Source organism: Methylocaldum sp. RMAD-M, from assembly GCF_017832375.1.
GTDB lineage: Bacteria > Pseudomonadota > Gammaproteobacteria > Methylococcales > Methylococcaceae > Methylocaldum.
Map to the genome: position 1 here is coordinate 239,879 of NZ_JAFIBZ010000006.1, position 24,906 is coordinate 264,784.

The window sequence follows — 24,906 nt, forward strand, 5'->3', positions numbered from 1 at the left end:
TGACCCAACTGCACCGTCGGGAAGGGATTCCCGACCTACTCGCGAGTGCCCGTACAGTAGGTATGAAAATGCTCTAAGGCCATTTGCAATCAATCATCACGTACGAATGGAAACTGCTCTAATCGCAGGGTGAGTTAGCCCCTCGGCTTCGCTCGGGACAGGCCCTTCGACAGGCTCAGGACAGGCTCCGCGTAACCCACCGGTTCGAGGCCGCTCGGTGGGTTACGGCCTCGCGGCCTAAACCCACCCTAAAAAAATCCTTATTGAAAGCGATGCGAGCACGGCGGCGGTCTTCGTTCTGACCATCGCCGTTAGGGGCGATCAGCGTCGGGTCCAGGCCAGCGGCAGGCGGACGACGAACTCGCTGCCTAGGCCGGGGCCTTCGCTCCTCGCTTCGACCGAACCGCCGTGCAACGCGACCAGGTGGCGCACTAGGGACAGCCCGAGGCCGAGCCCGCCTTGCGACCGGTCGATGGAACGGTCCGCCTGGGTGAACAGATCGAAGACATGAGGCAGCATTTCGGCCGAGATGCCTATGCCTTCGTCGCGGATGCTCACCACGGCGTCCGGCCCTTGCCGCTCCGCCAGGAGCCAAACGTGTCCGCCCGCTGCCATGTACTTGGCGGCATTGTTAAGGAGATTCGACAACACCTGAGTGAGCCGCACCGGATCGGCGTCGAGGCACACGGGTTCCGGCGGGAGCGAAACTTCAAGCGTGTGGTTGCCGGCCTCGATGAGTGCCTGGCTGGTCTCGACGGCATGGCCGACGATGGTCGCCAGATCGACCCGCTCTTTTTTCAGGGCGATCTTGCCTTGGGTAATGCGCGATACCTCCAAGAGATCGTCCACCAGCCTGACCAGGTGATTCACCTGCCGTTCCATCATCGTGAGCAGCATCTGGGTGCGTTCCGTCGCGGGGTTTGTGCCGTCGGACTTCCGCAGTACGTGCAAGCCGGTGCGGAGCGGCGCCAGCGGGTTTCTGAGTTCGTGGGCCAGCATCGCCAGAAACTCGTCCTTGCGGCGATCGGCCTTGCGCAGGGTCTCCTCAATCAGTTTGCGCCGAGTGATGTCGTTGAAAAGAACCGCCACTTTTCTTTCGGATGGCGCGCCAATCCGAAACGCGTACACGTCGTAATGGCGATGAAGTTGCGCGGCGAAATTTTCGAAGCGCATCGGTTGGCCCGTCAGCGCGATCTTTCCGAAGATCTCGAACCAGTGTTCCTCGAGCAACGGAGCGATTTCCCGTATTCGCCGGCCGACCGCGTCCCGAATTCCGCTCTGCCGCTCGAAAGCCGGATTGACGATGAGGAACCGGTAATCCACGGGTCTCTCGCTTTCGTCGAACAACACCTCGATGGTGCAGAAGCCCTCGTCCATGCACTCGAACAGAGTGCGGTATTTCTCTTCGCTCTCGCGTAACGCTTCCTCGGCCCGCTTGCGATCGATGAGGTCGGCGGCTTGCCGGGCGAGAATATCCAACAGGCGCAAATCCCGCTCGGACGGCTGGTGCGGGCAGCGCCAGTGCGTGGAAATCATGCCCACCAGCTTGCCGCTCCGCGAGAACAGGGGCGTCGTCTGGCAGGCATGAATTCCGGTTTGCAGATATGTCGCGAGATCCTCGGTGCCCTGCATGAAATCGCAGTTCTCCAGGTCCGGCGCGATGACGCGCCGGCCCGTGCGCAAGGCCGCGCCGCATGTCGAATCCGAGGAGTCAGCGCTTACCCATTCCCAGAACTTTGCCGCTTGCGGATTGAACCCGCGGAACGCCAGCAGCCGAAGCTCGCCGCCGCGGCCGCGCTCGGGGTAGAGCATCTGCATGCTCGCGTATTCCGAGTGCATGATGTGCGCCGCCGCGTCGATGATTTTTTCGTAGAGGGCCTGGATGTCGTCCTCGTGAAGAAGAGCTGCGCTGATGCTCTGCAGGAGCTGAGTGTCCTGCAATTCCGCCTCGAGCTGGGCCCGGTTCTCGCGCAATGCTTCCTCGGCTTGTTTGCGCTCGGTGATATTGCTGGCGGCACCGAACCATTCGACGATATCGCCATCCGCACTCATCAGCGGAACCGCACGCGAAAACGTCCATCCCAAGCTGCCGTCCGCTCGTCGGACGCGATGCTCGAGCTCAAAAATGCTCTTGGTCCGGATGGCTTCTCCGATGGCGGCGACGACCTGCGGCTGGTCGTCCGAGGGAATGTATTTCTGAAGCCAATTTCGGCTCGGCTCTTCCGTGTCGGCTAGGAAATCCCGGCCGTAAAGCTGATACATCTCGGTCCAATCCGAGCTCATGCGATAGATCGTCTGGGAACTGGCCATCACCAGAGCGCGGAAACGCTCTTCGCTCTGGCAAAATGCTTCCTGAGCCCGCTTGAATTTCGTCGTCTCGCGCAGCGAAAAGACGAGGCCCGCAGTCGCTCCGTCGTTACCCTTGACGGGCGTCAGGCTCCAGTCCCAATAGGTGGTGCCGCGTTCGGGCTGATCGGGGAAAACGAAGGGCCTGTCCTTGTAAAACACTGCATCGCCGGAATCCCGGACTTTTCGGAAGATCGCCTCGTTTTCCGCGTTGGGATACAAGGCGAAATGGTTGTTGCCCACCATGTCCTCCGGTCTCATCCGGCAGGTTTCGGCATAAGCCGGATTGACCCAGACGAAGTTGAACTGCCGGTCGAGAAAGACCAGCATCACATCGGTGGCCCGCATGACGCTATCCAGCAGGCTTTGCTCCCGCCGCAACGACTCCTCGACCTGCTTGCGTTCAGTGATGTCCTGGATCGTGCTGAGGAGAAGCGTTTGGCCGCCGATGCCGACCCAATCAACATTGAGCGACAGAACGAGCCTGGTCCCGGATCTGGACTTGTGCGTGATCTCCACGTCGCGTAGTGCCGCGCACTGCCGGAGTTCGGAGGCTATCCGGCCTCGTAACCATACGTCCGGGATGCCCAGGTGCCCGCTGTTTTTGCCCAGCACCTCTTCCCGGCTGCACTCGAAGATCTTCAGAAACGCATCGTTGACGGCCACGAGGGTCCGTTCGGGCATCTTCGTCAGCGCCATGCCGAAGGGGGCCTTGTCGAAGATGGCGGAATAACACTCCTCGCGCTCGCGGGCCGCGTCGGCCTCACGCCGGATGTGTGCCGCATCCGGGCGGGCCTCGGCCCCGGTTTCACTCCCCCCTGCGTCGACGGGCGACGTCTCGGCTCGAGGTTCTTGTTCCGCCCGGACTGGCTCGGCTACATCTTCGACGTGGTGAATGATATAGAGAACATCGCCATTTTCATCGAGCACCGGCGTGTTCGAGGATTTCGAGAAACGGCCCTCGAACCCGCCGCCCTGTTCGGGCCTGCGGATATCGTGCTGCCGCATGGCCTGGGCGTCGGGGAGGCGGTGCCGCAGCACGCGTTCAAACGAGGCCCGGCTGTTCGCCTCCGGCCCGAACGGGCTGTCGGGATTGTCGGGGAAGACTTCGAAGACCGGCCGCCCCACGATCTCCTCGCGCCGCTTCTTGGTTGCCCGCAGATAGGCGTCGCTAGCCGCCAGGATGGTGAAATACGGGCTGTCGGGTGCCAGCACCAAAATACAGGCCGGGACGGACTGGAAAAGGACCTGGAAGTCGGGGCGCGATGCCGGTATATCGCGCTCAGCCGTGCTCATGCTTTTCCCTCCTGCCGTTTCAGCGGACAGGGTTGCGGCTGGCAACGCCGGGTGGACAGCTGCGCGACCGGCCGCACCGCGAGCATGTCCGCCCCGGCCGGACGCGGTCGCCGTGCGCCGAAACCTCGATGCATCACGTACGGCGTTCCGCCAGCGAGCGGGAAAGCCGGTGCAATGTCCGGCTGCATTGGGGCCAGGCCGGGGATAACGCGGCCCGGGACCCGGGGCGGTAGGGAAGCATTAAAGTTGAACATCACGGGAGCTACTTGGCACTAAGTTGCGGCGCACCCGCCGGATGGCTTTTCAAAAGTGCCCGAGGGCGAACAGGAAGAAGTGGAGGATCTGGAGCGGGGCCATCCAGTTCGGCTTTATTTCAGAGGCGTAATGGGTGCGCGCACATAGACCCGTTTCGGATGTCTTGCGGACGGCGACCGAACTATAGCCTATAGCCCACATCTTGAAACATCTTGGATTTTGAGGCGTTCCCTCGGCTCATTGGACGCGCCCATCGAAGTCGTAATCACCTTCATCAACCCTATAGAGGACCTCGAAAAACCGCCTTCCCGGCGGTTTTTCTCTTCGCCAAGCCCAAACGCGGTTTGGGCTTGGCTTACGTTTTCAACTGCTTACGCGGCTGAAAACGACGGGGCATCCCTGCCCCGTACGAGCACCTCGAAGTTTTTCGAGGTGCCCTATAGCGATATTCATCTGAACGGGCGCTCATTTTCGCATTAGGCAGGACGCAAAAAAAGAGCCGATGGCTTTACGGTAATTGAACGGACGAGCATGGGGCGGGGAGTTCGCGTCACGGTTACATCCGCCACACGTGGCAGATTCGAGGCCTGCCGTCGCAGTTCAGGTTTTTTGTGGCGTTACTCTTGAGTCGGTAAGCCGCGTTCAGTTTCCAAAAACCGTTTGATATGCGGAAGAACGAGATCGCTGCGGACGAAGCTTTCGGTATGCTTGAGACCGGGCAACGGGACGAAGGCGGCGTGAGCGATGTGTTTGGCGCATTCCCGGACGGCCGGATATCTCGCATCTTCCTCCCCGACGAGGAGCAGGCACGGCATGGCCATGGTCGGGAGGACGTCTTCCAGTGCCGGCCGCTCTTGCGCAGCGGCCGCGAGCGCCCGCAGGTCGTTGGCCAGCACAAGTGGCCTCAGTTCCGGCGGGATGCGCTGTTCCAGGACGGACTCGAGAGCGGTGAGGAAAGCTCCGGGGTCCGCGCCGTCGATGTGCCGGAAGGCGTCCCAGCTTTGGTCGGCATAGGGATGCGCTCCGACGACGAGCAGGGCGTCGACGCGTTCGGGCGCGTATTTCGCCATGCCGAAGCCAATCCAGCCGCCCATCGAAAAGCCGAGGAAGTTCGCTTTCGGGATCTTTAAGGCATCGAGCACGGCGACGACGTCCGCCACCCGGTTCGGCAGCGCATAGGCAGCCGGGTCGTGCGGCTTGTCGCTGGCGCCGTGGCCGCGGGCGTCGAGCAGAATGCACCGGTTATCGCGGCACAGTGCCCGGACATACCCGAACTGGCGCCACGCCTCGGAACTGCTGGTAAATCCGTGGTGCAGCACCAGCGGCGGTCCTTCGCCTTCCGCCTGGTAATGGATGCGAACGCCTTGGCTGTCAACGTAAGGCATGGGCGTCGTCCCGAATCGAGCGATAAACGTCCGCTATGGCGGACGCGACCGACGGCCAGGCGTAGCGGGTCCGGGCTCTTTCGGCCGCGGCGGCGCGCATGCGGCGGCGTTCGTTCTCGGGTGCCAAGAGGGCGTCGAGAATGCGGGCGGCGAATGCGGGAGGGTCCGCGGGATCGGCCAGATAACCGTTCACGCCGGGTGTAACGATATCGGTGGGTCCGCCGTGTGGCGTGGCGATCACCGGGGTTCCGGAAGCGAAGGCCTCGACCAGCACCAGCCCGAAAGGCTCATAAGGGGAAGGGCAGAGGAACAGGTCGGCCGCCGCGTAATACTGAAACAGTTCCTGATCGGTCAGGCGGTGAAACCAATGGATGGCGTCCGTGATCCGAAGCTCGTTCGCCCGCCCGAGCAGGGCGTCGCGATAGGCCGATTCGTCCGCCGAGGGGTTTTCCGGGCCGATCGGAATCAGGAAAGTCACGGTTTTGCCGGCGTCCCGCAGGGTTTTGACGACCTGGGGAATGGCCTCGATCAGTTCGAGAAAGCCTTTGCGGGGATCGAGCCGGCCGACCGTGAACAGCAGGTAATCGGAGCTGAAGCCGAGCTGGCGTTGAAGCTTCGTTTTTTCCAGGCACAGGTGGAATACTTCCGTGTCCACGCCTCCCGGAACGATGCGGACCTTCTCGGCGCTTGCTCCGTAGCGCCCGGTCAACGCGTCCCGCTCGGTCCGGCTGAGCGCGATGACGGCATCGGCCGCGTCCAGGATCTTTTTTTCCGCGCGGATTCGAACATCGTAGCGGAACTTCGAGCCGTCCGGGGTGGGATCGGGTACGCGGTCCCGTTTCAGGAGCCCCAGGGAGTGGCTGGTAAACAGCAAGGGCTTGCCGAGAGCGAGACTCGCCATGAGCGCGCTTGCGCCGCCGTCCCAATAGTGGCCGTGGATGGCATCGGCATGCCTCAGCCAGGTGGTCTGCCTGAATAGCGTATGCTCGACGAATTCCGCGAGATGGGGGCCCATGTCCTCCTTGCGGAGAAAGCCATCCGGCCCCATCGGATAGCGGAAAATCGTGGCGCCGTCGCAAATGTCCTGGCGCACCGCTTTCCCGCCCCAGCGGCGGGTGTAGACCCGAACCTCGTGTCCCTGGCGGGCGAGCTGTTCCGCCACGCGAGCCTCGTAAATGCATTGTCCGCCCGCATCCGGTTCGCCGGTTACGGCCAGGGGGTCGCTATGGGGGCAGAAGAAGGCAATCCGCATCGCTGCTACCGTTGGGTGTCTCGTTTGGCTTTCGAGCCGCTCGCAGCGAGCGGCCATAATCCGTAGTGGCGAAGTCCTTGGATGATGCCGTCGCCGTAGAACGCGTCGGCGATAAACAATCGGGCGCTATCGTTACGCTTTTGCTGCTCGGAAGCCTGAGCCCGGACGTCTGCCGGAGTATTGCCGACCAGAACGCCGCACACGCCCGAGAGCAGCGCGTCGAGATCGTTCCCGGAATCGCCCGCGAAGAAGATGCGGTCGCCGGCCAAGCCATAGCGCTCGGCGACGTACCACAAGGCGTGGGATTTCCCGGCATTGGCGGGAATGATGTCGAGCAAAGCCCGTCCGGAGGATTCCTCGATGCTGGAAATCATCTGCAAATCGTTTCTCACCGCCCGGACCCGATACATGATTTCCGCCAGCAGCTCCCGGCTGACTGGCTCCGGGTAATAGAAGCTGAACTTGTGCGGTCCTTGCTTTTGCGGCTCCTGAGGCGCCAGGCGCGAGATCCTGTAAAGCGACCGGCGCAAGGCTTCGCGGTCTAGCGGCGGTCCGAGCCGGCTTTGCCATTCGCGATCCTGCGCGCCCGTCTGATCGTAAACCTCGGTGCCGACGTTGCAGATCCACCAGGTCGGCTGCGGCAGCCGGAAAACGGCCTGTCCCTGTTTGGCCAGAGCCAGATAGCGTCCGCTGACGACGCAGATAGGGCAGTCGGCTTCGAGCAGAGTCCGAAGAAGCGCCTGGGTCCGCTCCAGGCAGCCGGAGTCCGGAAGTTTGCCGGTATTGGGCAGCAGCGTGCCGTCCAGGTCGGACGCGAATAAGAACGGAACGCCCGCGCTCATGGAATCAGACTCCGTACGCGCTGGCTGACCTCTTGTTCCAGTTGCACGAGCCGCGCGGTGTTGGACGCTTCCATGCTGATTTCCAATTGCGGGGCGTCCGCGCTCGGCAATACGTAAACCCAATCGCCGTCCAGATCGAGCCGCACGCCTTCGGGGGCGGCATTCATGCGAGCTTCCGGTCGTTGACTCAGTTCGCGCATCACGCGCCCGATGTGATCCCAGGGACAGTGTAGAATCAGGCGCCGGCAATGGCTGATCGGGATCTGGCGCTCGAAATCGTGCAGGGTCAGGTGTTCCCTGCCGAGGAATTCGAGCAGCCGAAGAGACGCCGCAACCGCGCCATAGCCGAGATAGAAGTGGACGAAATGCAGCCAAACGCCTTCGGATTGCATGGCTTTCTTGACGGCATTCAGTTGGGCCGCCGGCTCCTTGTGCGTAATGATCAGTCGCCGCACTCTGGCGTCCGCCAGCTCGGCCAGAAATTTCGGATGATCGGGCGGCAGGAAGACCGGCTCCTCGGGCGGAGCGCCGATGATGAAGGCTGCGGTCAGGAGCTCCTGCGTCCGTTCCGCCCGGTGTATCGTTCCCAATTCGTCGACCAAGGTCAGTTGTTCGCCGCTTCGCTCGATGATCAGGGCGATCTTCCGGTTGAGCCTGGCGATCTCCGCGATCGGTTCGTAGGGTATGGCGGAGACATCCGAATTTTCTCTACATTCGCTCTCGAGATGATGCAAGCCGTTGCTGCCGAGCAGGTCGCCGAGTATCCGCGCCAGATTGCCTTCCCGGCAGTAATGGAGTACGCGATCGACCCAGGGTTGGGTGGCGGATCGGCTGAGATGCTGGCGAAGGTGTTCGGCATATCGTTCGTCGACGCGGCCGGGATAAGTCAGGTTACCGACGTTCTCGATGGACACCTTGGGAAACTCGGCCCGGTAGAACATCGCTTCGATCTTGCGGCGCGCGCTGCGCAGCAAAGGCAAACCGTCGGTGTCGAAAAGCTCGATGACGGCCACGCTGGGGTGCTCGTCCGAAATGCGGATATGGACGCCGCCGCTCAAATGGCGGCCGAAGCAGGTGATGAAGCGCGTCTCCGGCAGGCTGGCCTCTTCCAGGTCGTCGATATTGACGCCCACCGCCAGAAGACCGGAGATGAACGCCCGCTTGATCAGCCGGGAGAATGGGTGCGCATCGCGGGCGACCGCCACTCGGGCGCCGCGCTGAATCCAGCTGCCGAAGGCCTTGCCCAGCGCCGCCGCATATTCCGGCGTGATGTGGAGATTGGCCAGGCCGCTGACGCCGCGCGATCCGAAAATCGAAGGACGCAGCAGCGATTCCCAGACCAGGTTTTCGCGTATCGTCGTGTTGCTGTTGATTTCCTTGTCGGGCCAGATCGAAACGCCGGGTATGACCACGACCTGGCGTCCGAGATGGCAGCGGGAGCCGATGATCGCGTCGTCGCCGATCTCGCAGCGGGCCTCGATGACGGTGCTGCCGCCGACGATGCAGTTGCGCAGGTCGCTCGACTCGCCGACGAACGAGTTTTTCATGACGATGCTGCGGTTGACGGTCGCCCTCGCGTCGATTTCGACGTCCGGCGCGATGACGGAATACGCGCCGATTTTGACGCCGGATCGGATCCGTACGTTGTCGCCTATCCAGCAGGGCGAGCCGAGCTCCGCGTCCTTGGCGATCCGCGCGCCGTCGCCAAGCCATATCCGTTCTCCGATGAGATTTCCGCCGAGCGGCAGACGGACCTTTCCGTCGAGCAGGTCCCAGTGCGACTGTTTGAGCTGATCCAGGGTGCCGATATCGCTCCAGTAACCTTCCGCGACATAGGCGAACAACGGAATCTCCTGTTCCAGGAGTTTCGGAAAAAGGTCGCTGGCGAAATCGTATGGAATGTCCTCGGGTATCGCCTCCAGGATTTCCGGTTCTATGAGGTAAATGCCGGTGTTGACGGTGTCGCTGCACAATTCGCTGAGGCCTGGTTTTTCCAGGAAACGGACCACGCGGTCGTCCTCGCCGGTTACGACGACGCCGAACTCGCCGGGGTCCGACACCCGTTTCAGGCACAGGCTGACTTTTGCGCCCTTGGCCTTGTGAAAGGCCCAAAAGGCTTCGAGATCGAAATCCGTCAGCGCATCGCCGGCGATGACGAGAAACGTCTCGTCGAGGAAATCCGCGCCGAGCTTGACCGAGCCGGCCGTTCCCAGCGGCTTGTGTTCCAGGGTGTAGTGCAGGTTCACGCCGAAATCGCCGCCGTCTCCGAAATGGTCGCGGATGGCGCGGGGCCGGTAATGCAGTGTTGCCAGCAAATCGGTGAAACCGTACGAGCAGAGATGCCGCGCGATGTGCTCCATGATCGGCTTGCCCAGCACGGTGACCATCGGTTTCGGTATGTTCTCGGTAATGGGTCTTAGCCGTACTCCCTGACCCCCGGCAAGAATGACTGCTTTCATGAATGATCTCCCGCACCGAGTTGGATCGATTTCTGATGATGGCTCATAATTTGATTTCAAAATGTTTGTTGGGATTTGTCAACCTCGTTGATTGCGGATGACAAGATAACCATATGTTAATGATATGGTGGGTGCGGACGAGGCTCCAGAATTGACAGGAAGTGCAAGCTGAATAATTATTTGACATCAAAATAAAAGAGACCGGATCAGTGGAAACGCTTATGACTGAAAAAACGCGGGGCGACGATTTGATCGTGCAATTGCGCGCGTTTCTGGACGCCAGCCCCACCGTGGGCCATCGGGTGCTCCATCAAATTCGAAAACTGGAGCGCGGTTTTTTGCAGCGTTCCGATCTCTGCGACGCTTTCGCCGACGTTTGCACCGCGGAAGATGCGCCCGAGGGGCTAAAGCAAACGCCCTTGGCAAAAACCATACGCTTTACTCAGGAGGCCGCGCTTAACGACGCCTGGGTCTATCTTGCCATCCGGCTTCGCATCGCCACCTGGCGCTATGTGCGCATCGCGCTCGAAGGGCTGACGGTCGAGGAGGTGACGGTGCAGGACTTTCTGCGTTTCAAGGAAGGCTTGGCGACGAGGCAGCACGATATAGACGAATGGCTGCTGGAAATCGATTTCGGGCCGTTCTCCCGCGAGTTTCCAAAGCTCCAGGAGGCGAGATCGATAGGCCGCGGCGTGGAGTTCTTGAACAAACATCTGTCCCGGCAACTGTTCGACGAATTGGGCGAGGGCGGCGAACGCATCTTGAATTTTCTGAGCATTCACTCGTTCCGTGGCCAGACCCTGATGCTCAACGAGCAGATCAGGAGCGTTCGCGACTTGCGCAGGGCCTTGCGCCAGGCCGACGACATGCTCGCCGGCCACGAGCCTTCGGCGACCTGGGAGGAAGTGGCGGCGGCCTTGCGCGCCCTAGGGTTCGAGACCGGCTGGGGGCGCGAGGTCTCTCGCATCCGCGACACCATGAGCCTGCTTCAGGATCTCCTCGAGGCGCCCGATCCGCGTGGATTGGAAACCTTTCTCGCGCGTTTGCCCATGGTCTTCTCGCTGGCGATCATTTCGCCGCACGGCTATTTCGGTCAGGCCAATGTGCTCGGCCGTCCCGACACCGGCGGGCAGGTGGTCTACATCCTCGATCAGGTGCGCGCCCTGGAGACCGAAATGCGTTCCCGCCTGTTCGAGCAGGGGCTCGACATCGAGCCGCAAATCGTGGTGGTGACGCGGTTGATACCGCAGGCGGAGGGGACCAGCTGCGACCAGCGGCTCGAGCCCATTTCCGGAACGTGCAACGCCCGGATACTCAGGGTACCTTTCCGCAACGTGTCCGGCGAGATCGTGACGCACTGGATTTCCCGGTTCGAGGTCTGGCCTTATCTGGAGCGTTATACCCTGGACGCGGAGCGCGAGCTGCTCGCCGAACTGGGCGGGCGTCCCGACTTGATCGTCGGCAACTACTCGGACGGCAATCTGGTTGCGACCCTTCTGTCGCAACGCCTGGGCGTGACCCAGTGCAACATCGCCCATGCCTTGGAAAAGACCAAGTATTGCCATTCCGATCTGTTCTGGCAGGATAACGAATCCCAATACCATTTTTCCTGCCAGTTCACCGCCGACCTGATCGCGATGAACGCGGCCGACTTCATCATCGCCAGCAGCTATCAGGAAATAGCGGGTACCCGCGACAGCGTGGGGCAGTACGAGAGTCACGCGGCGTTTACCATGCCCAAGTTGTTTCGGGTCGTGAACGGGATAGACGTCTATGATCCGAAGTTCAACATCGTTTCGCCGGGCGCCGATGCGGCGGCTTATTTCCCCTACACCGCCGCCGACCGGCGCCTGCCCCATCTGCATGCAGAAATAGAGGAGCTGATCTACGGCGAGGCGGAGAAGGCCGACGCACGCGGGGTCCTGCATGAGCGGGACAAGCCGCTGCTGTTCACCATGGCGCGGCTGGACCACATCAAGAACATCGCCGGACTGGTGGAATGGTTCGGCGCTTCCGAGAAGCTGCGCGGGGAGGCCAATCTGCTGGTGATTTCCGGTTACGTGGATCCGGAACGTTCTTCCGACACCGAGGAAATCGGACAGATCCGGCGCGTGCACGCCTTGTTCGACCGGTACGGGCTGGACCGGCAGGTGCGCTGGCTGGGCCTCAGACTGCCCAAAAACTTGGCCGGCGAGCTTTATCGCTACGTGGCGGACAGCCGCGGGGCTTTCGTCCAGCCGGCCTTGTTCGAGGCCTTCGGACTTACGGTGATCGAGGCGATGGCTTCGGGCCTCCCCTGTTTCGCCACCTGCTTCGGCGGGCCTTCGGAGATCATCGAGGACGGACTATCCGGCTTTCACGTCGATCCGAATCATGGCGATGCGGCGGCGGAACGCATCGCGCGTTTCTTTGCCAGAGCGCGCAACGAGCCGGAATACTGGGCGCGAATCTCGGAGGGAGCGCTCGCGCGGGTTGCCCAACGCTATACCTGGCAGCACTATGCCGAGCGGATGATGACCTTGTCCCGAGTCTACGGCTTCTGGCGCCACGTGACCGACTTGGAGCGCCGGGAGACCCAGCGTTATCTTCAGGCTTTATACAGCCTGCAATTCCGCCGTCTGGCCCAAGCCATGGCCTGATTTCGAGCACGTTTTAGCCTATGGGAATTAAAGAACAATTTGTAGGTCGGCAATCCTTTGCCGACAAGTCCGTTGTGTCGGCAAGGGATTGCCGACCTACCTCGGGCGCTACGCCAAACTGGAAAATGTTCTAGCGTATGGAAATTAACGAACAAGTATTGATAGAGCTCCGGCGCATCGTCCGTGCGCTCGATCTGCAATCCAAGCAGTTGCAAAAGGTGGGACTGACCGGCTCTCAGTTGATGGTTTTGCGCGCCTTGACGAAACAAGGGCCTTTGACGGCCAATCAACTCAGCCAGGCGGTCAATCTGAGTCAAGGGACGATCACCACGGTGCTCGACCACCTCGAACTCAAGGCCCTGATCCGGCGCGAGCGCAGCGCGGAAGACAAGCGGCGCCTGACCATCACCCTCACCGACTCCGGCCGGGAGGCACTCCGGCATGCGCCCTCGCTGCTGCATGTCGACTTCGTGGCCGCTTTCCGGCAATTGAACGACTGGGAGCAGACTCTCATCCTTTCCAGCCTGCAACGGGTCGCCGGCATGATGGATATGTCGCGCGTCAAGCCCAAGCCGGTTCACGATGCCGAATGCATCGAAGCGGGTTTGCGGTTCCTCACCGACGATGCCGAGGATGCGGGATGCTGACGAGCCGGCTGGTGGGGCGGCCTCTGGCCGCGGGTTAATCCGGGGCAGGGATGCCCCGGCGCGGCGACAAGCCGCGTGAGCCCAGGCCGGGCGTGTACCGGCCTGGGCGGCGGCCCGAAATACCAGGAGGGTATTTACGGGCCTGATTAATAAATTCCGCTCCCGAACATTATTGATCGGCCCCTGTTCAAGATCGTACGAGGTACTGCAACCCAAAACGCTTTGCAACATGTAGCGTCCGGCATCACGCCGTCACGTCAAACGCATTAATTCGAACCAATAAACGCTATCAAAATGGGGGGTACTTAATGGGTCCTTCAAAAAGAACCCTATATCGATCCGTAATCGATTTGTCGCTGGGGATGCTTGTTTTTTGGCTGGCCCAATCTGCGCTGGCTCAGGAGACGGCTCAGCCGGCGCCGGGCGAGGCCGAGGCGGCGAAACCGGCTCTTTCGGCAGAAGAAGCCTTGAATCCGGTCGATCGCATCAAGGCCGGCCGACAAGAGGTGGCGTCCGCCATGGAGTCGGTCCGAAAAGCCATGGATGCGGGATCCGCATCCGGATCGGACAGGGCGGCCGTACTGAACCAGCAGCTGGAAACCCTGAAACAGCTCGATTCCGTCTTCGAGCGGCAGCTCGCGGCGCAGCAGGAAATCGAGACGCTGACGGTCGAGGAGCGGAAATACCTGGAAGCTGCGAAAACGCTCGAGACCAGCGATGATCCGGTGCCGGTGAGCGAACTGGATAACGCGTCGTCCGAGTTGAGCGCACAAACGGCGCGGCTGTCCGCGCTGAGAGCCGCCGTCGATCAGGCTAACGCTCAGGTCGAGCAGGCGCGGGCGGCTGTGGCCGGGAAGCAAAAGGAACTGGCCGCCGACGAGGGCGAGAAGGCCGCTTCGTCAGACGGGGAGCTCGATTCCCTGCGTTTGCAATCGGCCCGGTGGGAACTTAAGCAGGCCGAGGAAACGCTGCGGCTCGGTGAATTGAACCTGGAAAGGGAAAAACGAAAGCTGACCGTTGCCGAAGCATCCGTGAAGCTGCTCGAACGGCGCCTGAGCCTATTGGCCGGCCGCGTACAATTCACCGACAAGGAGCTCGAGGAGCGGCTGCAGCAAATCGAGAAGGAAGAACTCGAACTGAAGCGCGAATTGAGAAGAATGGATGGCCAGCAGATCGCCAACGAAAGTCGTCTGCACGATGCGAGGCAGCGTATGGCGAACGCGCCCCTGGACAAACTCGGGGAGCTGTCGGAAGAGGTCGAAGCGCGGCGTTTGGCCAAGGAATCCTTGGAAACGAAGATTTCCGGTTTAAACAAGCGTGTGGAGCTGATCGGAACGTGGAATACCGCCTGGCGGCGGCGTCACGCCGTCATCAACGGTTTCGGCAAGCCCGTGGAATGGGTGAAATGGAAGGAGGAAGCGGTCGACGCCTTGGCCGCGCTCGATCAGACCGAACGCGCCGTGATTCTTTTGCTCCAGGACTGGAAAAAGCAACTGATCTCGATCGAAAACAAGCTTTCCAATTCGGAGCGCGACGGCGGAAGTTCCGCGCGCTGGCTGGAACAGCAGCACCAATCGGCGGAATCGCTGATCGACCACTTGCGCGATCAGGATGCTTATCTCGAAAAGACTCGCGGCCTGCTCCAAAAAGTCGTCGAGTCGGTCAACGACCGTACCGAGCACCGAAGCTGGCGCGAGCTGGCGGAGTTGGTCCTGGATACGGAATTGAACGGCAACCGCGTGCGCGACTGGGGTTTGGCGCTGGTAGCAGTGTCCGGGCTGTTCAGCCTGCTGGTGTTCGTTCGGAATTTTCTCATCTCAGCTTTGCAGCGTTATCTCGAGCGTCGGCAAAACGTTCTGATCGGCGAGTTCTTTGCCGGCGTCCGGCAAACCCGCACGGTCTTTTTGCTCATGGTCTCGGTGTTTGCGTCGACGCTGCTGCTGCGCCTGGATCCGACGCTCAGCGGCATCATACGCAAACTGACCATCGTCACGCTGCTCTTCCAGGTTTCCACCTGGGTGAGCTACTTCCTCAGAGTTTGGGTCTTCGACTATTTGGGCAAAAAAACCAAGCGTGACCAAACCAGCCTGGGAGCGCTGTCGATTTTCAATTCGCTCAGTCAACTGGCGGTCTGGTCGCTGGCGCTGCTGCTCGCGCTGCAAAATTTCGGCGTGGATATCACGGCGCTGGCGGCCGGTCTCGGAATCGGCGGCGTCGCGGTCGCGCTGGCGCTGCAACGGATACTGGGCGATCTGTTGTCCTCGCTGTCCATCGCTTTCGACAAGCCCTTCGTGGCCGGCGATTTCATCATTTTCGATCAGCTCATGGGAACGGTTGAGCACATCGGTATCAAGACCACCCGCATCCGCAGTCTCGACGGCGAGCAGATCATCTGCGCGAACAGCGATCTGCTGAATACCCGGATTCGCAATTTCAAACGCATGCGGGAGCGGCGCGTGGCGTTTCAAATCGGGCTCGTTTACCACACGCCGTACGAAAAGCTGGTCAAGGTCCCAAGCCTATTGCGGAATGCCGTCGAGGCCCAGGCCAACGTCCGTTTCGACCGCGCCCATTTCAAGGCTTACGGCGAATTCTCCCTGCTGTTCGAAGTCGTTTACTACGTTCTGAGCGCCGATTACAACGATTACATGAACGTGCAGCAGGGCATCAATCTGATGATTTTCGAATCGTTTCAGAACGAGGGATTGCAGTTCGCGTTTCCCACCCGTGCCTTGTACCTGCAAGGCGTACCCCAAACCGGCGAAGCGGCGCTGTCGGCCCTCAAGTCCGGCGAAGGGAAAACGACCGCACAGCTGCGCGCGGGTTAATCCGGGGCAGGGATGCCCCGGCGCGGCGACAAGCCGCGTGAGCCCAGGCCGGGCGTGTACCGGGCCTGGGCGGCGGCCCGAAATACCAGGAGGGTATTTACGGGCCTGATTAATAACGGCTGGGCGATTCGGCGCTGCCGGCCAGCAGTACCCGATGCCGAAGCCGCCGGATCGCCGTCCAAAGCCGAGGCTGCCAGCTTTTCGCGGCTATGGACTCGTTCGTATCTCTTAAGCCTGTGCTCGGTAGCAGGTATCTTCGTCGGCAAAGGATTGCCGACCTACGACCGTAGTACCCTGTAGGTCGGGAATCCCTCCCAATCGCAAACGGCGTCTTCGGGAAGGGCGTGGCCGGCGCTCCGGGCCAGGCCGTTTGCGATTGGAAGGGTCATCCCAGCGCTCCTGGGATGACCGTTTGCGATTGGAGCGCCGAAGCCCCCCTTCCCGACGGTGCGGTCGGGCCAAGGGGTTCGTCGGCAAAGGATTGCCGACCTACGAATGCTTGAATCAATTTACCGTAGCCGAAGGCGCCAGCGACTTCCGCCACGCCTGTTTTGTCGTACGAGCGAAATGAAAACGCTCTATCGAGCGGGATGATAGAGCAGGCTCGGATCGTGCAGGGCGTTTCCGATAATCAGGCTGGTGTGCCAGGTCGGGCGGTATCGCCGCGTATCGGCCAGATACCGGAGCGATACGCGGGTATCCTCGTCTTCTCTGGACAACACCGCGACTCTCCCGGTCCTGGCCTGCTCTTCGGTCAGCGTCCATGCATCGCCCAGGCAAGCCCCGACGGCCTTCTTGCCTTCTTCGAAACTCTGCCGGGCAGCGGCTTCGTCGGTTTTGTTCCACAGGCAGTAATAATGTTCGTTGCCGCTCCATTTCCACACCTCGCAGGCCGTATCGGGAAAAATGCTTTCCGCATCCCAGCGGTCGCCGAGGCGGTGTATGCTCTTCGCGCCCTTGATGTTTTCGAAGCGATTGTCGGCCGCGGCGATGACCGTTTTCAGGCGGGAACAGGCGTCTCCTTCGGTCGCGGTTTCCCGCCCGCCGGGCTGGCTCGCGCATGAGGCGGCCATTACGGCAAGCATCGGCAGAATCGCGCGCAAGCCAAAAGCACTGATTCGTACGCCCATGTCGTTCTCCTTTCCTAGAGCAGTTTCCATTCGTACGTAAGTATGGGCTTAGTGCGGGAGCGGGCCGAAAACCAATCCGACAGCCGCTCCAAAATCAATCGATCCGACCGCGACCGGAGCGCCCCGGTGCCGTCCGTTCGACTTGAATTCCGATACCGTCGCGGCTTCCGAGCATTCCGCTCAAGGCGGCTCGGTGCGCCAACTCGAAGGATTCGTACCCATGCGTTCCCCGAGGTCCGCCAGGGCGTTCATCGTTTCCTTTACGAACACGCCCGGTTTCGGCGGCGTCCAATCGGCGGGAACCGAGATGACCCGGATCTCGACATCGGCGCCTCTCTTCAATTTCGAAATCTCGGCCAATGCGTAAAGATGGCGTAGCGCGTTGACGGTAGCCGACTGGGTCGCCAGGTTGGTGCTGCGGCGCATGATGGCGGCCCAGGTCTGCCGGGTGATTTGCGGCAGAAAACGGAACTGGTTGTTGAGGATGACCCAGTAACGCTGCTTGGGGATCGGCAGGTCCGGGTAAGTCTTCTTCCAGACCGCCGAAAAGCTGTCTTCGTCGTGCGTTCTCGCGCCATACAGGATATTTCCGGTCACGCCTCCATCGACATACAGCCGGCCGTCGATCTCGCGCGGCGGGAAGACGCCGGGCACCGCGGCCGACGCGAGGAGGATGCGGTGCACCCGATCCACGTCACCGGTCCGGAGAGCACTTCTCGCTTCCTCGACCACGTCCCAGGCGCGCATGTCCCCATCATCGAGATTGGTGGTATTGACCAGCAGCATACGGTTGCGCCTGCCTTCCCGAACGATGCGGTTCAGAAACTCCGAATCGATCGCTTCCGCGATATCCCGCTCCAGCCCCGGAATGCGGGTGAACGACGCGTAGCGCGGCAGGAAGAACAGAAGCCCTCGAAGTTTCACGATGTCCGGACGCGGTTCGCGGTACATATTCAGGACCTGATCGATGGTCCGCTCGGTTCCGAGAAAAGCGAACGGCGCGATCAAGGCGCCGGTGCTGACGCCGGTCACGACGTCGAATTCGGGACGTGCCATGGGCCCCTTCGGAACCCGTCCCCAGCCCTTGAGAAAGCCGGCGCCGAAGGCTCCCCAGTCTCCGCCTCCGGAGATCACGAGAGCGTCGATTACAGGCGGTTCGGATCTGACACCCAGGACATAGTCGTCGTACTCCTGCTTGGCCCGCGTGACGAGCCGCGGCGTGAATCCCTTGATTTCCGCGTTGACCAGACGGTCGCTGGCCTCTCGGGCGCTGAGCAGTTCCTGCTGCGAAAGCGACGGACGCAAGGCGGGACCGCAGCCCGCAGCCAGGATCAGCAGGACGAACAGCAGGCACTTGAAAAGGTTTCGGACACTCATGATCGCGAGCACGACGCGACCGACGATCAGGCTAGCCATCCTGCCAATGCCGGCGTTTTGGCGGATAACTCGCCGGTCGGCGGCCGTTTCCGGTCAACGAGTGAGGATGATGTAAAGAGCGTGAATGACGCCTGGGACGAAGCCCAGCATCGTCAGCAGAATATTCAGCCAGAAGGCGCCTGCAAGCCCGACTTCCATGAAGACGCCCAGCGGCGGGAGAAGAATGGCGAAGATAACCTTGAAAACATCCGTGAAGGTGACCGTCATGATAAGACCTCGCGTTGAAGTTCTGGAGGATTGAATGCAATCCGGTCAAGGCAATGCGAAGGGACTCTTTCGTTTTGACCGAAGCGGCGCCGAAAAAATTGCGTTCCAGCGTGCCTGAATCGGAACCCGAGCCGGCGCCAAAGCTTTCCCGGATGTATCGGTTAGGCTGACTATCAGCGTCCCGGCTGGCAAGGGCTCGAATTTTCGCTATCGCTGCATCGCTTTCCGACGAAGCGAGTGAAACTAGCCCCGTTATCCTGCGGCGCCGATAGCCGACGAAACGGCGCGAAGGATGACACGGTCGAAACGCTGCACGATACCGGCATCGAAACGGATGTTGATCCGCCAGGGCATATACGGCCGAATCCGATCCTTGCCAAGAAGGCAGTGTCTTGCGGACATGGGGGCTTTGCGCTTGCGGCCATTATTGGTTGTCGAATGAAGGAGCGGAAATACGGGCATTAACGTATCTGTCGGAGCACGACGGGTTTCGCGCCGGACTCGCTTTCCTTGATCTTGCCCGATTCGAAGGGTATGGCTAATGCCGATGGACGTTCCTCGTCAAAGGTCGACGATCATTCGTTCGATCCTGTCCACATCGATATTCCAGTCGTCGGCGGCGCGGTGTTTTCCATCTTTCCCGGCATGCGTCCCGAGTGGCCCGGCGGTTACGGATTGGTTTGCGGTTGTGGCTGGCGTCCCTGCTGATAACCCTGCTCGTAAGCCCGTTGTTCGGACTGTTTGTGCTTGTCGTAGAGATAACTGCCCACCAGTCCGGTGCCCGCGCCGATGGCGGCGCCCAGGCCGGCGTTGCCGGCGATGGCACCGATCGCCGCGCCGGCGCCGGAAAACAGCGCCGCCGACAGGAGGATGGCTTTGGGAAAAAAGGTTGAGATTTGCATGACATTAGGCTCCATGGGTTGAAAAGCAGAAACTTCGGAAATCCGTGGTTGGGCGCATCATGCCGCCGCCCCCATTCTCGCCAGCAGACCCAGCAGGATGAACACCCCGACCAGAGCCGGCGTCAAGGCGACCAGAAACCCCGGCATACAGCCCGGACGATCGCCGACTCCGGCGATCACGCCGAACTCCAGGCTTCACTTACGGCTCGGTTTGGCCGGTTCTGCCTGTCGCCCGCACGATGCAGCGGAAGCCCACATGGCAGGTGGAGGTATCGACCGGTTCCGGGAAGCGGGCCGCCGGGCGGTAGCGGCGGCAGTAATTCTCCGCGCAGAGATGGGAACCGCCCTTGAGCACCTTGCGCGGAATCCGGATCACGGGCTCACAGGGATCGAAGCTAGCTTCCTCCCGTCCGCCGCGCGGATTCCTGGGAACGCAGCAGGCCGCTTGCCGCGCGGACGGGTGGCCGGGTTCGTACCAGTCGGCGGTCCATTCCCAGACATTGCCGATCGTGTCGTACAGGCCGTATTCGTTGGGCGGAAAGGCTCCCACCGGGGAGGTGCCCTCGTAGCCGTCGACGACGAGGTTTTCCCAGGGAAACCGCCCCTGCCAGTAATTGGCCAGCATCCTGCCCTCCGGCGCCAGTTCCTCGCCCCAGGCATAAGCTGCGCCGTCCAGCCCGCCGCGGGCGGCCCGTTCCCACTCGGCTTCAGTCGGGAGCGCCTTGCCTTCCCAGCGGGCAAAGGCCTCGGCGTCGGCAAAAGTGACGTGGACTACCGGATGCCGCTCCAGCCCTTGGAGGGAACTCTCGGGGCCTCGCGGATGCCGCCAGTCGGCGCCTTTCATGTAGGACCACCAATTTCCGATGTCGCGGAGATTCACCGGCCCCGGCGGCTTCACGAACACCAGCGAACCGGCGTAGATCATGTGCGGCAAGGCGCCGGGGTAATCGGCCGGATTCGGCGGGATTTCGGCGAAGGTGACATGCTCGGTGGCGGCCACGAAGCGGGCGAACCGCTCGTTGGTCACCGGAAAGCGGTCCATCCAGAAACCGTCCACCGCTACCCGGTGCGCCGGGGCTTCCTCGGGATAATGCCGGTCCGATCCCATCAGAAACGTGCCGCCGGGGATCCAGACCATATCGGGGAAGGGCGGCTCGGGGGCAGGGGAGGCGAAGCGGATCGCCGTCTTGGCTTCGGTGTGGATCATGGTTGAAATCCTTGTACCGTATGCCTTTCACTGCCGGGTGATGATCGCCCGCAATTCCGCCTCCTTGTCCTCGATCAGTTCGCCCGACACGTCCACCGTTACCCGGTTCAGCTTGCCGCTGAAGGCGAACGGCACTTCGTATCGGGAGGTCACCGGAGACGCCGCGTCGTGGCCGCAGGTCAGCCCTTCGCCCAGGCTGATGAGAAGCGGTACGGTGACGGGAAGTTCGGCCTGTCCGACGAGTTTGCCGTCGATGTAGAGCTGGCCGCGGCCCGGCGCGCCTTTGCCTTGGGCGAGGTCGGGCCGGCCGGTGGGTTCGAACTCGAAGCGCAGCTCCGCCTTTCCCTGCGGTACCTCCGCGTCGGATTCGACCGCGAACTCCTCGGTGCCGACGTAGTTGTGCACGTAGCACAGCTTTTTGTCCTTGACGAAGAACGAGTACCCGCCGGTACTGCCGCCGTGGGCCAGCAGCACACCCTCGGCGCCATCGTGGATTTCTACCTCTGCGCTAATGCTGTGCGGCCGGTTGAGGACCTTCACCGCCACGTTATCGGGTACGGGCGAGGTATCGGGATAATAGATGTACCGCTGCCTGCCCCGGGTAAGCTGGGGACGTTCCTCGGCGAATCGCTGGGTGCCGCGGCTGTCGAGGGGCAGGACCTTGTATTTGCCCGCTTCGACATACCACATGGCGATCATTTCGATCAGTTTGTCCCGGTGCTGATCGGCCAGATTGCGGGTTTCGGAGAAATCTTCCGCCACGTGATACAGCTCCCAGCCGTGGGCATCCAGTTCGCGCAGTTTTTCCTCGGTAATCTCCATCTGTCCGAAGGACATTCCGGACTCGGCAAAGGAGGGCCCCGGAACGGGGCATACGGCGCGCCAGCCGTCGTGGTAGATCGATCGGTGGCCGAACATCTCGAAATATTGGGTGACGTGGCGGTTTTCCGCCTTCCCCTCGTTAAAGGTATGAGCAAAGCTCACGCCCTCGATGGGCGATTGGGCGACGCCGCGGATTTCCGCCGGCGGCTCGATTTGCAAGGCATCCAGTACCGTCGGCAGCAAATCGATGGCGTGAGCGTATTGCGGGCGGATTTCCCCTTTTGCCCGGATCCCTTTCGGCCAATGCACGATGAAAGGATCGCTGACGCCTCCACGGTAGGTTTCCCGCTTCCAGCGCTTGAACGGGGTGTTGCCCGCCCAGGTCCAGCCCCAGGGGTAATGATTGAAATACTTCGGGCCGCCCAGATCGTCCAGCGCCTTGAGATTGGCTTCCAAGGACTCCGGCACATTGTTGAAGAACTTGTTTTCGTTGACCGAGCCGGTGGGGCCGCCCTCGGCGCTGGCGCCGTTGTCGGAGATCACCATCACCAGGGTGTTGTCCAACTCGCCAAGGCTTTCGATGAAATCCAGCAGCCGGCCAATGTGATGGTCGGTATGCTCCAGAAACCCGGCGAAGACTTCCATCATGCGGGCGTAGAGCTTTTTCTCGTCCGGCGTAAGGCTGTCCCAGCGGGCCACGTCGGGGTCGTGGCGGGATAGTTCGGTGCCCGGCGGAATAAGGCCCATGTCGAGCTGTTTTTGGTGGACCTTGTGCCGGTAAGCTTCCCAGCCGTCGTCGAACTGCCCCCGGTAGCGGTCGGCCCATTCTTTCGGCACGTGGTGCGGAGCGTGCATGGCGCCGCTGGCGAAATACAGGAAAAACGGCTTGTCGGGAGCCGCCTGCTTGGCATCGCCGATGAAACGGATGGCCTGATCCGCCAGGTCTTCGGTGAGGTGGTAGCCTTCTTCCGGCGTTTTGGGCGGTTCGACCGCGTGATTGTCGTGGACCAGGTCCGGGTAATACTGGTGGGTATCGCCGCCCAGGAAGCCGTAATACCGCTCGAAGCCCCGTCCCAGCGGCCAGCGGTCATAGGGCCCGGCGGCGCTGATCTGCTCCGCCGGGGTGAGATGCCATTTGCCCACCGCGAAGGTGTTGTAGCCCTGGCGCTGGAGAATCTCCGACAGGAAGCCGTTTTCGAAGGGAATGATGCCGTTCGCGCCCGGATAGCCCATGGAGCCCTCGGTGATGCAGGCCATCCCGTTGGAATGGTGGTTGCGCCCGGTCAGAAGACAGGACCGGGTAGGCGAGCACAGCGCCGTCGTGTGCATATTGCTGTAGCGAAGGCCGTTCGCCGCCAGCCTGTCGAGGTTCGGCGTCCGGATGGGCGAACCGTAACATCCGAGCTGGCCGTAACCGGTGTCGTCCAGCACGATGAACAGCACGTTCGGCGCTCCCGGTTTCGCCCGCAGCGGCTCCGGCCATGCGGGTGAGGAGGTCTCGGGCGTGCGACCGACGACGCCGGGAAAAGCGGTTCCGGATTTGTATTCCTTCAAAGACATGTCGTACCTCCACTTGCAATGCCTTGCGGGCGGTTTGGTCGATTTTGGGGACAGCGTTAATCCATCACGCGGTAGCTTTCCGCCCCGAGGTGTGAAATGCGAACGGCCCTAAGAAGACGACGAAATTGATCGGCACCGGTCACTGTTATCCATGGTTTCGCTCCTTGAGCCGGAAGTGCTGCGATCAAACGTTTATTTTTGTTAACGTCGACTGTAAATGACATCTGTACGAGCACGTAGTCATCTTCGACGCGGATGGCACGGGCTCAGTGCGCCTGGATAGGAACCCGAGCCGGCGTCAGAGCTCGTCCGGATGTATCGGTTAGGCTGACTATCAGCGTCCCGGCTGGCAAGGGTTCGAATTTTTGGAAATACAGCCAACCTGCCACCCACCCGCCGGGATTCAGCACCCCTTCGGGCAGGGCTCGCCGCATCATTTCGAGACTGGGCAAGTCGGACCCTTGCCAGTAATTCGAGTGGCGCGGGTTATAGGATTCATCGTGAGGAAAAGGACCTTCATGAGCAGGAACGGTGGGATAGAGCGGTTTTAGGTAAGGTGCCACATGGAAATCCCGAAAACCGAATTCCGGATCCACGATCGGTGGGTAGGCCACGGGAGTCAGCATCGGCAGCGTGCCGGGAACAACCGGCCCCCTGTCTTTCGCTTCGACCGGAAAGACTGGCAAGGCGGAGAACTCGTTCCCGGTGGGCGCCGCACGCACCTTGAAGTCGCTGTAGCGGATCAGTAGCGCGCTTTCACCGCGGTTGTCGATTTTCAAGTGTACGGGTGTGGTCTTGAACTCGATGGCTTTGGCTCCCGGCCACGATTCCGGCCGGGCGACGATCCGAACCGGGGAGATGTCGGACGCCACTTCTTTCTCGACCGGGCCGAGTTGCGCATAGTCAGGGATGGGTTTGACCACTGCCGCGTCCCGGCACGACATCAGCGGGACCGAGATCATGAACGTCGCTATCGCGGTGACGAGCACCGGATGCCGGCTCGGAAGTTCCATGTCCAAGACCTCTTTATTTTTTCGGGACTTACGAAAATTAGTCTCGATCCCGGCGGGAAAGTTCGAGCACGGATCGGCCAAGGCGCATCGCTAGTCCGCCGTCTTTCGAGGCTTGCGCCGGCGCATCGTCGTTCTCGTCTCCGATTCGTGACCGCTTACGCCCAAAGGCTGCATGGCGGCTTGTTCGTCGCTGATCTGCATGGCCTCCACCAAAAGGTCCAGGTTTCGGGTCAGCGAGATCAAAACCGGATCCGGCAATTCGGTCAGAGCCTGTAGCAACAGGCCTTGCCGGGGTTCGGGAGTTTGCTCCACGAGGGCTTGCCCCGCTTCCGTCAAATAAAGGCGTACCACCCGTTGATCGGGATTGGTTCGTTCCCGCCGGATCAGCCCTTTCTTTTCCAGCTTGACCAGCAAATTGCTTACGGTGGATTGATGAACCGACATGGCTCGCGCCAGTTCCGACACTTTCATTCCGGCGTTATTCGACAACTCCGACATCGCCCAAAGCTGGGCGTAGCTGACTCCGCAGCACGATTCCACCCACTGCGAATGCTGTTGCACGGCACGGAAAATCAGGCGAAAGCGTTTGAGCGCTTCGTGGGGCCGTGCCGTCGGTTCGGCAATTTCCGGCGAATCTTCTTGCGGTTTGTATTCAATCGTTTTCATGTGTCCGTCATCA

The 24,906-nt window shown here is 61.3% G+C and carries 18 protein-coding genes; 3 read left to right on the top strand and 15 right to left on the bottom strand.

Going from position 1 to position 24,906, the window contains the following annotated elements:
* Positions 1–321: 321 nt before the first annotated feature.
* From JOD69_RS08890 to JOD69_RS08910, 5 genes are all read right to left on the bottom strand, one after another.
* A complete protein-coding gene (locus tag JOD69_RS08890) occupies positions 322–3,642 on the bottom strand; it encodes a PAS domain S-box protein (RefSeq protein WP_086134145.1) in 3,321 nt (1,106 codons plus the stop codon).
* Positions 3,643–4,514: 872 nt separating this feature from the next.
* Complete coding sequence (locus JOD69_RS08895) at positions 4,515–5,282, bottom strand: alpha/beta hydrolase (protein WP_077730701.1); 768 nt, start codon at positions 5,280–5,282, stop codon at positions 4,515–4,517.
* A complete protein-coding gene (locus tag JOD69_RS08900; protein WP_168183810.1) occupies positions 5,269–6,534 on the bottom strand; it encodes a glycosyltransferase in 1,266 nt (421 codons plus the stop codon). The genes JOD69_RS08895 and JOD69_RS08900 overlap by 14 nt, the downstream gene beginning before the upstream one ends.
* A gap of 5 nt (positions 6,535–6,539) precedes the next feature.
* On the bottom strand, positions 6,540–7,376 hold the full coding sequence (locus tag JOD69_RS08905; protein ID WP_086134148.1) for an HAD-IIB family hydrolase: 837 nt from the start codon (positions 7,374–7,376) through the stop codon (positions 6,540–6,542).
* On the bottom strand, positions 7,373–9,835 hold the full coding sequence (locus JOD69_RS08910) for a sugar phosphate nucleotidyltransferase (RefSeq protein ID WP_077730698.1): 2,463 nt from the start codon (positions 9,833–9,835) through the stop codon (positions 7,373–7,375). The genes JOD69_RS08905 and JOD69_RS08910 overlap by 4 nt, the downstream gene beginning before the upstream one ends.
* A 221-nt stretch (positions 9,836–10,056) precedes the next feature.
* Between JOD69_RS08910 and JOD69_RS08915 the strand changes: the two genes are divergently transcribed.
* The 3 genes from JOD69_RS08915 to JOD69_RS08925 all read left to right on the top strand — a co-directional run bounded on the left by JOD69_RS08915 (position 10,057) and on the right by JOD69_RS08925 (position 15,949).
* The gene (locus JOD69_RS08915) at positions 10,057–12,474 is read left to right on the top strand and encodes a sucrose synthase (protein ID WP_086134149.1); all 2,418 of its coding nucleotides are present in this window, start codon (positions 10,057–10,059) and stop codon (positions 12,472–12,474) included.
* A 137-nt stretch (positions 12,475–12,611) separates the two neighbouring features.
* On the top strand, positions 12,612–13,121 hold the full coding sequence (locus JOD69_RS08920; protein WP_086134150.1) for a MarR family transcriptional regulator: 510 nt from the start codon (positions 12,612–12,614) through the stop codon (positions 13,119–13,121).
* A gap of 362 nt (positions 13,122–13,483) precedes the next feature.
* Positions 13,484–15,949 carry a mechanosensitive ion channel domain-containing protein gene (locus JOD69_RS08925; RefSeq protein WP_168183811.1) on the top strand — a complete coding sequence of 822 codons (2,466 nt, stop codon included), beginning with the start codon at positions 13,484–13,486 and terminating at the stop codon, positions 15,947–15,949.
* A 578-nt stretch (positions 15,950–16,527) separates the two neighbouring features.
* Here the strand turns inward: JOD69_RS08925 and JOD69_RS08930 are convergent.
* The 10 genes from JOD69_RS08930 to JOD69_RS08970 form a co-directional block, all read right to left on the bottom strand.
* The gene (locus JOD69_RS08930) at positions 16,528–17,079 is read right to left on the bottom strand and encodes a hypothetical protein (RefSeq protein ID WP_086134152.1); all 552 of its coding nucleotides are present in this window, start codon (positions 17,077–17,079) and stop codon (positions 16,528–16,530) included.
* Positions 17,080–17,259: 180 nt separating this feature from the next.
* Complete coding sequence (locus JOD69_RS08935; RefSeq protein WP_086134153.1) at positions 17,260–18,495, bottom strand: patatin-like phospholipase family protein; 1,236 nt, start codon at positions 18,493–18,495, stop codon at positions 17,260–17,262.
* Between the two features lie 54 nt (positions 18,496–18,549).
* Entirely contained in the window at positions 18,550–18,723 is a 174-nt protein-coding gene (locus JOD69_RS08940) for a YqaE/Pmp3 family membrane protein (RefSeq protein ID WP_086134154.1), read from the bottom strand.
* A gap of 252 nt (positions 18,724–18,975) precedes the next feature.
* Entirely contained in the window at positions 18,976–19,125 is a 150-nt protein-coding gene (locus JOD69_RS08945; RefSeq protein ID WP_168183812.1) for a hypothetical protein, read from the bottom strand.
* Positions 19,126–19,391: 266 nt separating this feature from the next.
* Positions 19,392–19,625, bottom strand: a complete 234-nt coding sequence (locus JOD69_RS08950; RefSeq protein WP_077730689.1) for a glycine zipper domain-containing protein — start codon at positions 19,623–19,625, stop codon at positions 19,392–19,394.
* Between the two features lie 57 nt (positions 19,626–19,682).
* Positions 19,683–19,805, bottom strand: a complete 123-nt coding sequence (locus JOD69_RS25035) for a hypothetical protein (protein WP_280858955.1) — start codon at positions 19,803–19,805, stop codon at positions 19,683–19,685.
* Between the two features lie 19 nt (positions 19,806–19,824).
* A complete protein-coding gene (locus JOD69_RS08955) occupies positions 19,825–20,832 on the bottom strand; it encodes a formylglycine-generating enzyme family protein (RefSeq protein ID WP_205781048.1) in 1,008 nt (335 codons plus the stop codon).
* A 27-nt stretch (positions 20,833–20,859) separates the two neighbouring features.
* Complete coding sequence (locus JOD69_RS08960) at positions 20,860–23,214, bottom strand: arylsulfatase (protein WP_086134156.1); 2,355 nt, start codon at positions 23,212–23,214, stop codon at positions 20,860–20,862.
* A gap of 266 nt (positions 23,215–23,480) precedes the next feature.
* Positions 23,481–24,227 (bottom strand): hypothetical protein, encoded by a 747-nt coding sequence (locus JOD69_RS08965; protein ID WP_077730687.1) that lies wholly within the window; start codon positions 24,225–24,227, stop codon positions 23,481–23,483.
* A gap of 90 nt (positions 24,228–24,317) precedes the next feature.
* Positions 24,318–24,893: a MarR family transcriptional regulator gene (locus JOD69_RS08970; protein WP_086134157.1), complete on the bottom strand. Its 576-nt coding sequence runs from the start codon at positions 24,891–24,893 to the stop codon at positions 24,318–24,320.
* Between the last annotated feature and the right edge of the window lie 13 nt (positions 24,894–24,906).

Bases quoted from the DNA above. Each gene is read 5' to 3' on its own strand.
- JOD69_RS08890 (WP_086134145.1), bottom strand. From the start codon at position 3,642: ATGAGCACGGCTGAGCGCGATATACCGGCATCGCGCCCCGACTTCCAG.
- JOD69_RS08895 (WP_077730701.1), bottom strand. From the start codon at position 5,282: ATGCCTTACGTTGACAGCCAAGGCGTTCGCATCCATTACCAGGCGGAA.
- JOD69_RS08900 (WP_168183810.1), bottom strand. From the start codon at position 6,534: ATGCGGATTGCCTTCTTCTGCCCCCATAGCGACCCCCTGGCCGTAACC.
- JOD69_RS08905 (WP_086134148.1), bottom strand. From the start codon at position 7,376: ATGAGCGCGGGCGTTCCGTTCTTATTCGCGTCCGACCTGGACGGCACG.
- JOD69_RS08910 (WP_077730698.1), bottom strand. From the start codon at position 9,835: ATGAAAGCAGTCATTCTTGCCGGGGGTCAGGGAGTACGGCTAAGACCC.
- JOD69_RS08915 (WP_086134149.1), top strand. From the start codon at position 10,057: ATGACTGAAAAAACGCGGGGCGACGATTTGATCGTGCAATTGCGCGCG.
- JOD69_RS08920 (WP_086134150.1), top strand. From the start codon at position 12,612: ATGGAAATTAACGAACAAGTATTGATAGAGCTCCGGCGCATCGTCCGT.
- JOD69_RS08925 (WP_168183811.1), top strand. From the start codon at position 13,484: ATGCTTGTTTTTTGGCTGGCCCAATCTGCGCTGGCTCAGGAGACGGCT.
- JOD69_RS08930 (WP_086134152.1), bottom strand. From the start codon at position 17,079: ATGGGCGTACGAATCAGTGCTTTTGGCTTGCGCGCGATTCTGCCGATG.
- JOD69_RS08935 (WP_086134153.1), bottom strand. From the start codon at position 18,495: ATGGCTAGCCTGATCGTCGGTCGCGTCGTGCTCGCGATCATGAGTGTC.
- JOD69_RS08940 (WP_086134154.1), bottom strand. From the start codon at position 18,723: ATGACGGTCACCTTCACGGATGTTTTCAAGGTTATCTTCGCCATTCTT.
- JOD69_RS08945 (WP_168183812.1), bottom strand. From the start codon at position 19,125: ATGTCCGCAAGACACTGCCTTCTTGGCAAGGATCGGATTCGGCCGTAT.
- JOD69_RS08950 (WP_077730689.1), bottom strand. From the start codon at position 19,625: ATGCAAATCTCAACCTTTTTTCCCAAAGCCATCCTCCTGTCGGCGGCG.
- JOD69_RS08955 (WP_205781048.1), bottom strand. From the start codon at position 20,832: ATGATCCACACCGAAGCCAAGACGGCGATCCGCTTCGCCTCCCCTGCC.
- JOD69_RS08960 (WP_086134156.1), bottom strand. From the start codon at position 23,214: ATGTCTTTGAAGGAATACAAATCCGGAACCGCTTTTCCCGGCGTCGTC.
- JOD69_RS08965 (WP_077730687.1), bottom strand. From the start codon at position 24,227: ATGGAACTTCCGAGCCGGCATCCGGTGCTCGTCACCGCGATAGCGACG.
- JOD69_RS08970 (WP_086134157.1), bottom strand. From the start codon at position 24,893: ATGAAAACGATTGAATACAAACCGCAAGAAGATTCGCCGGAAATTGCC.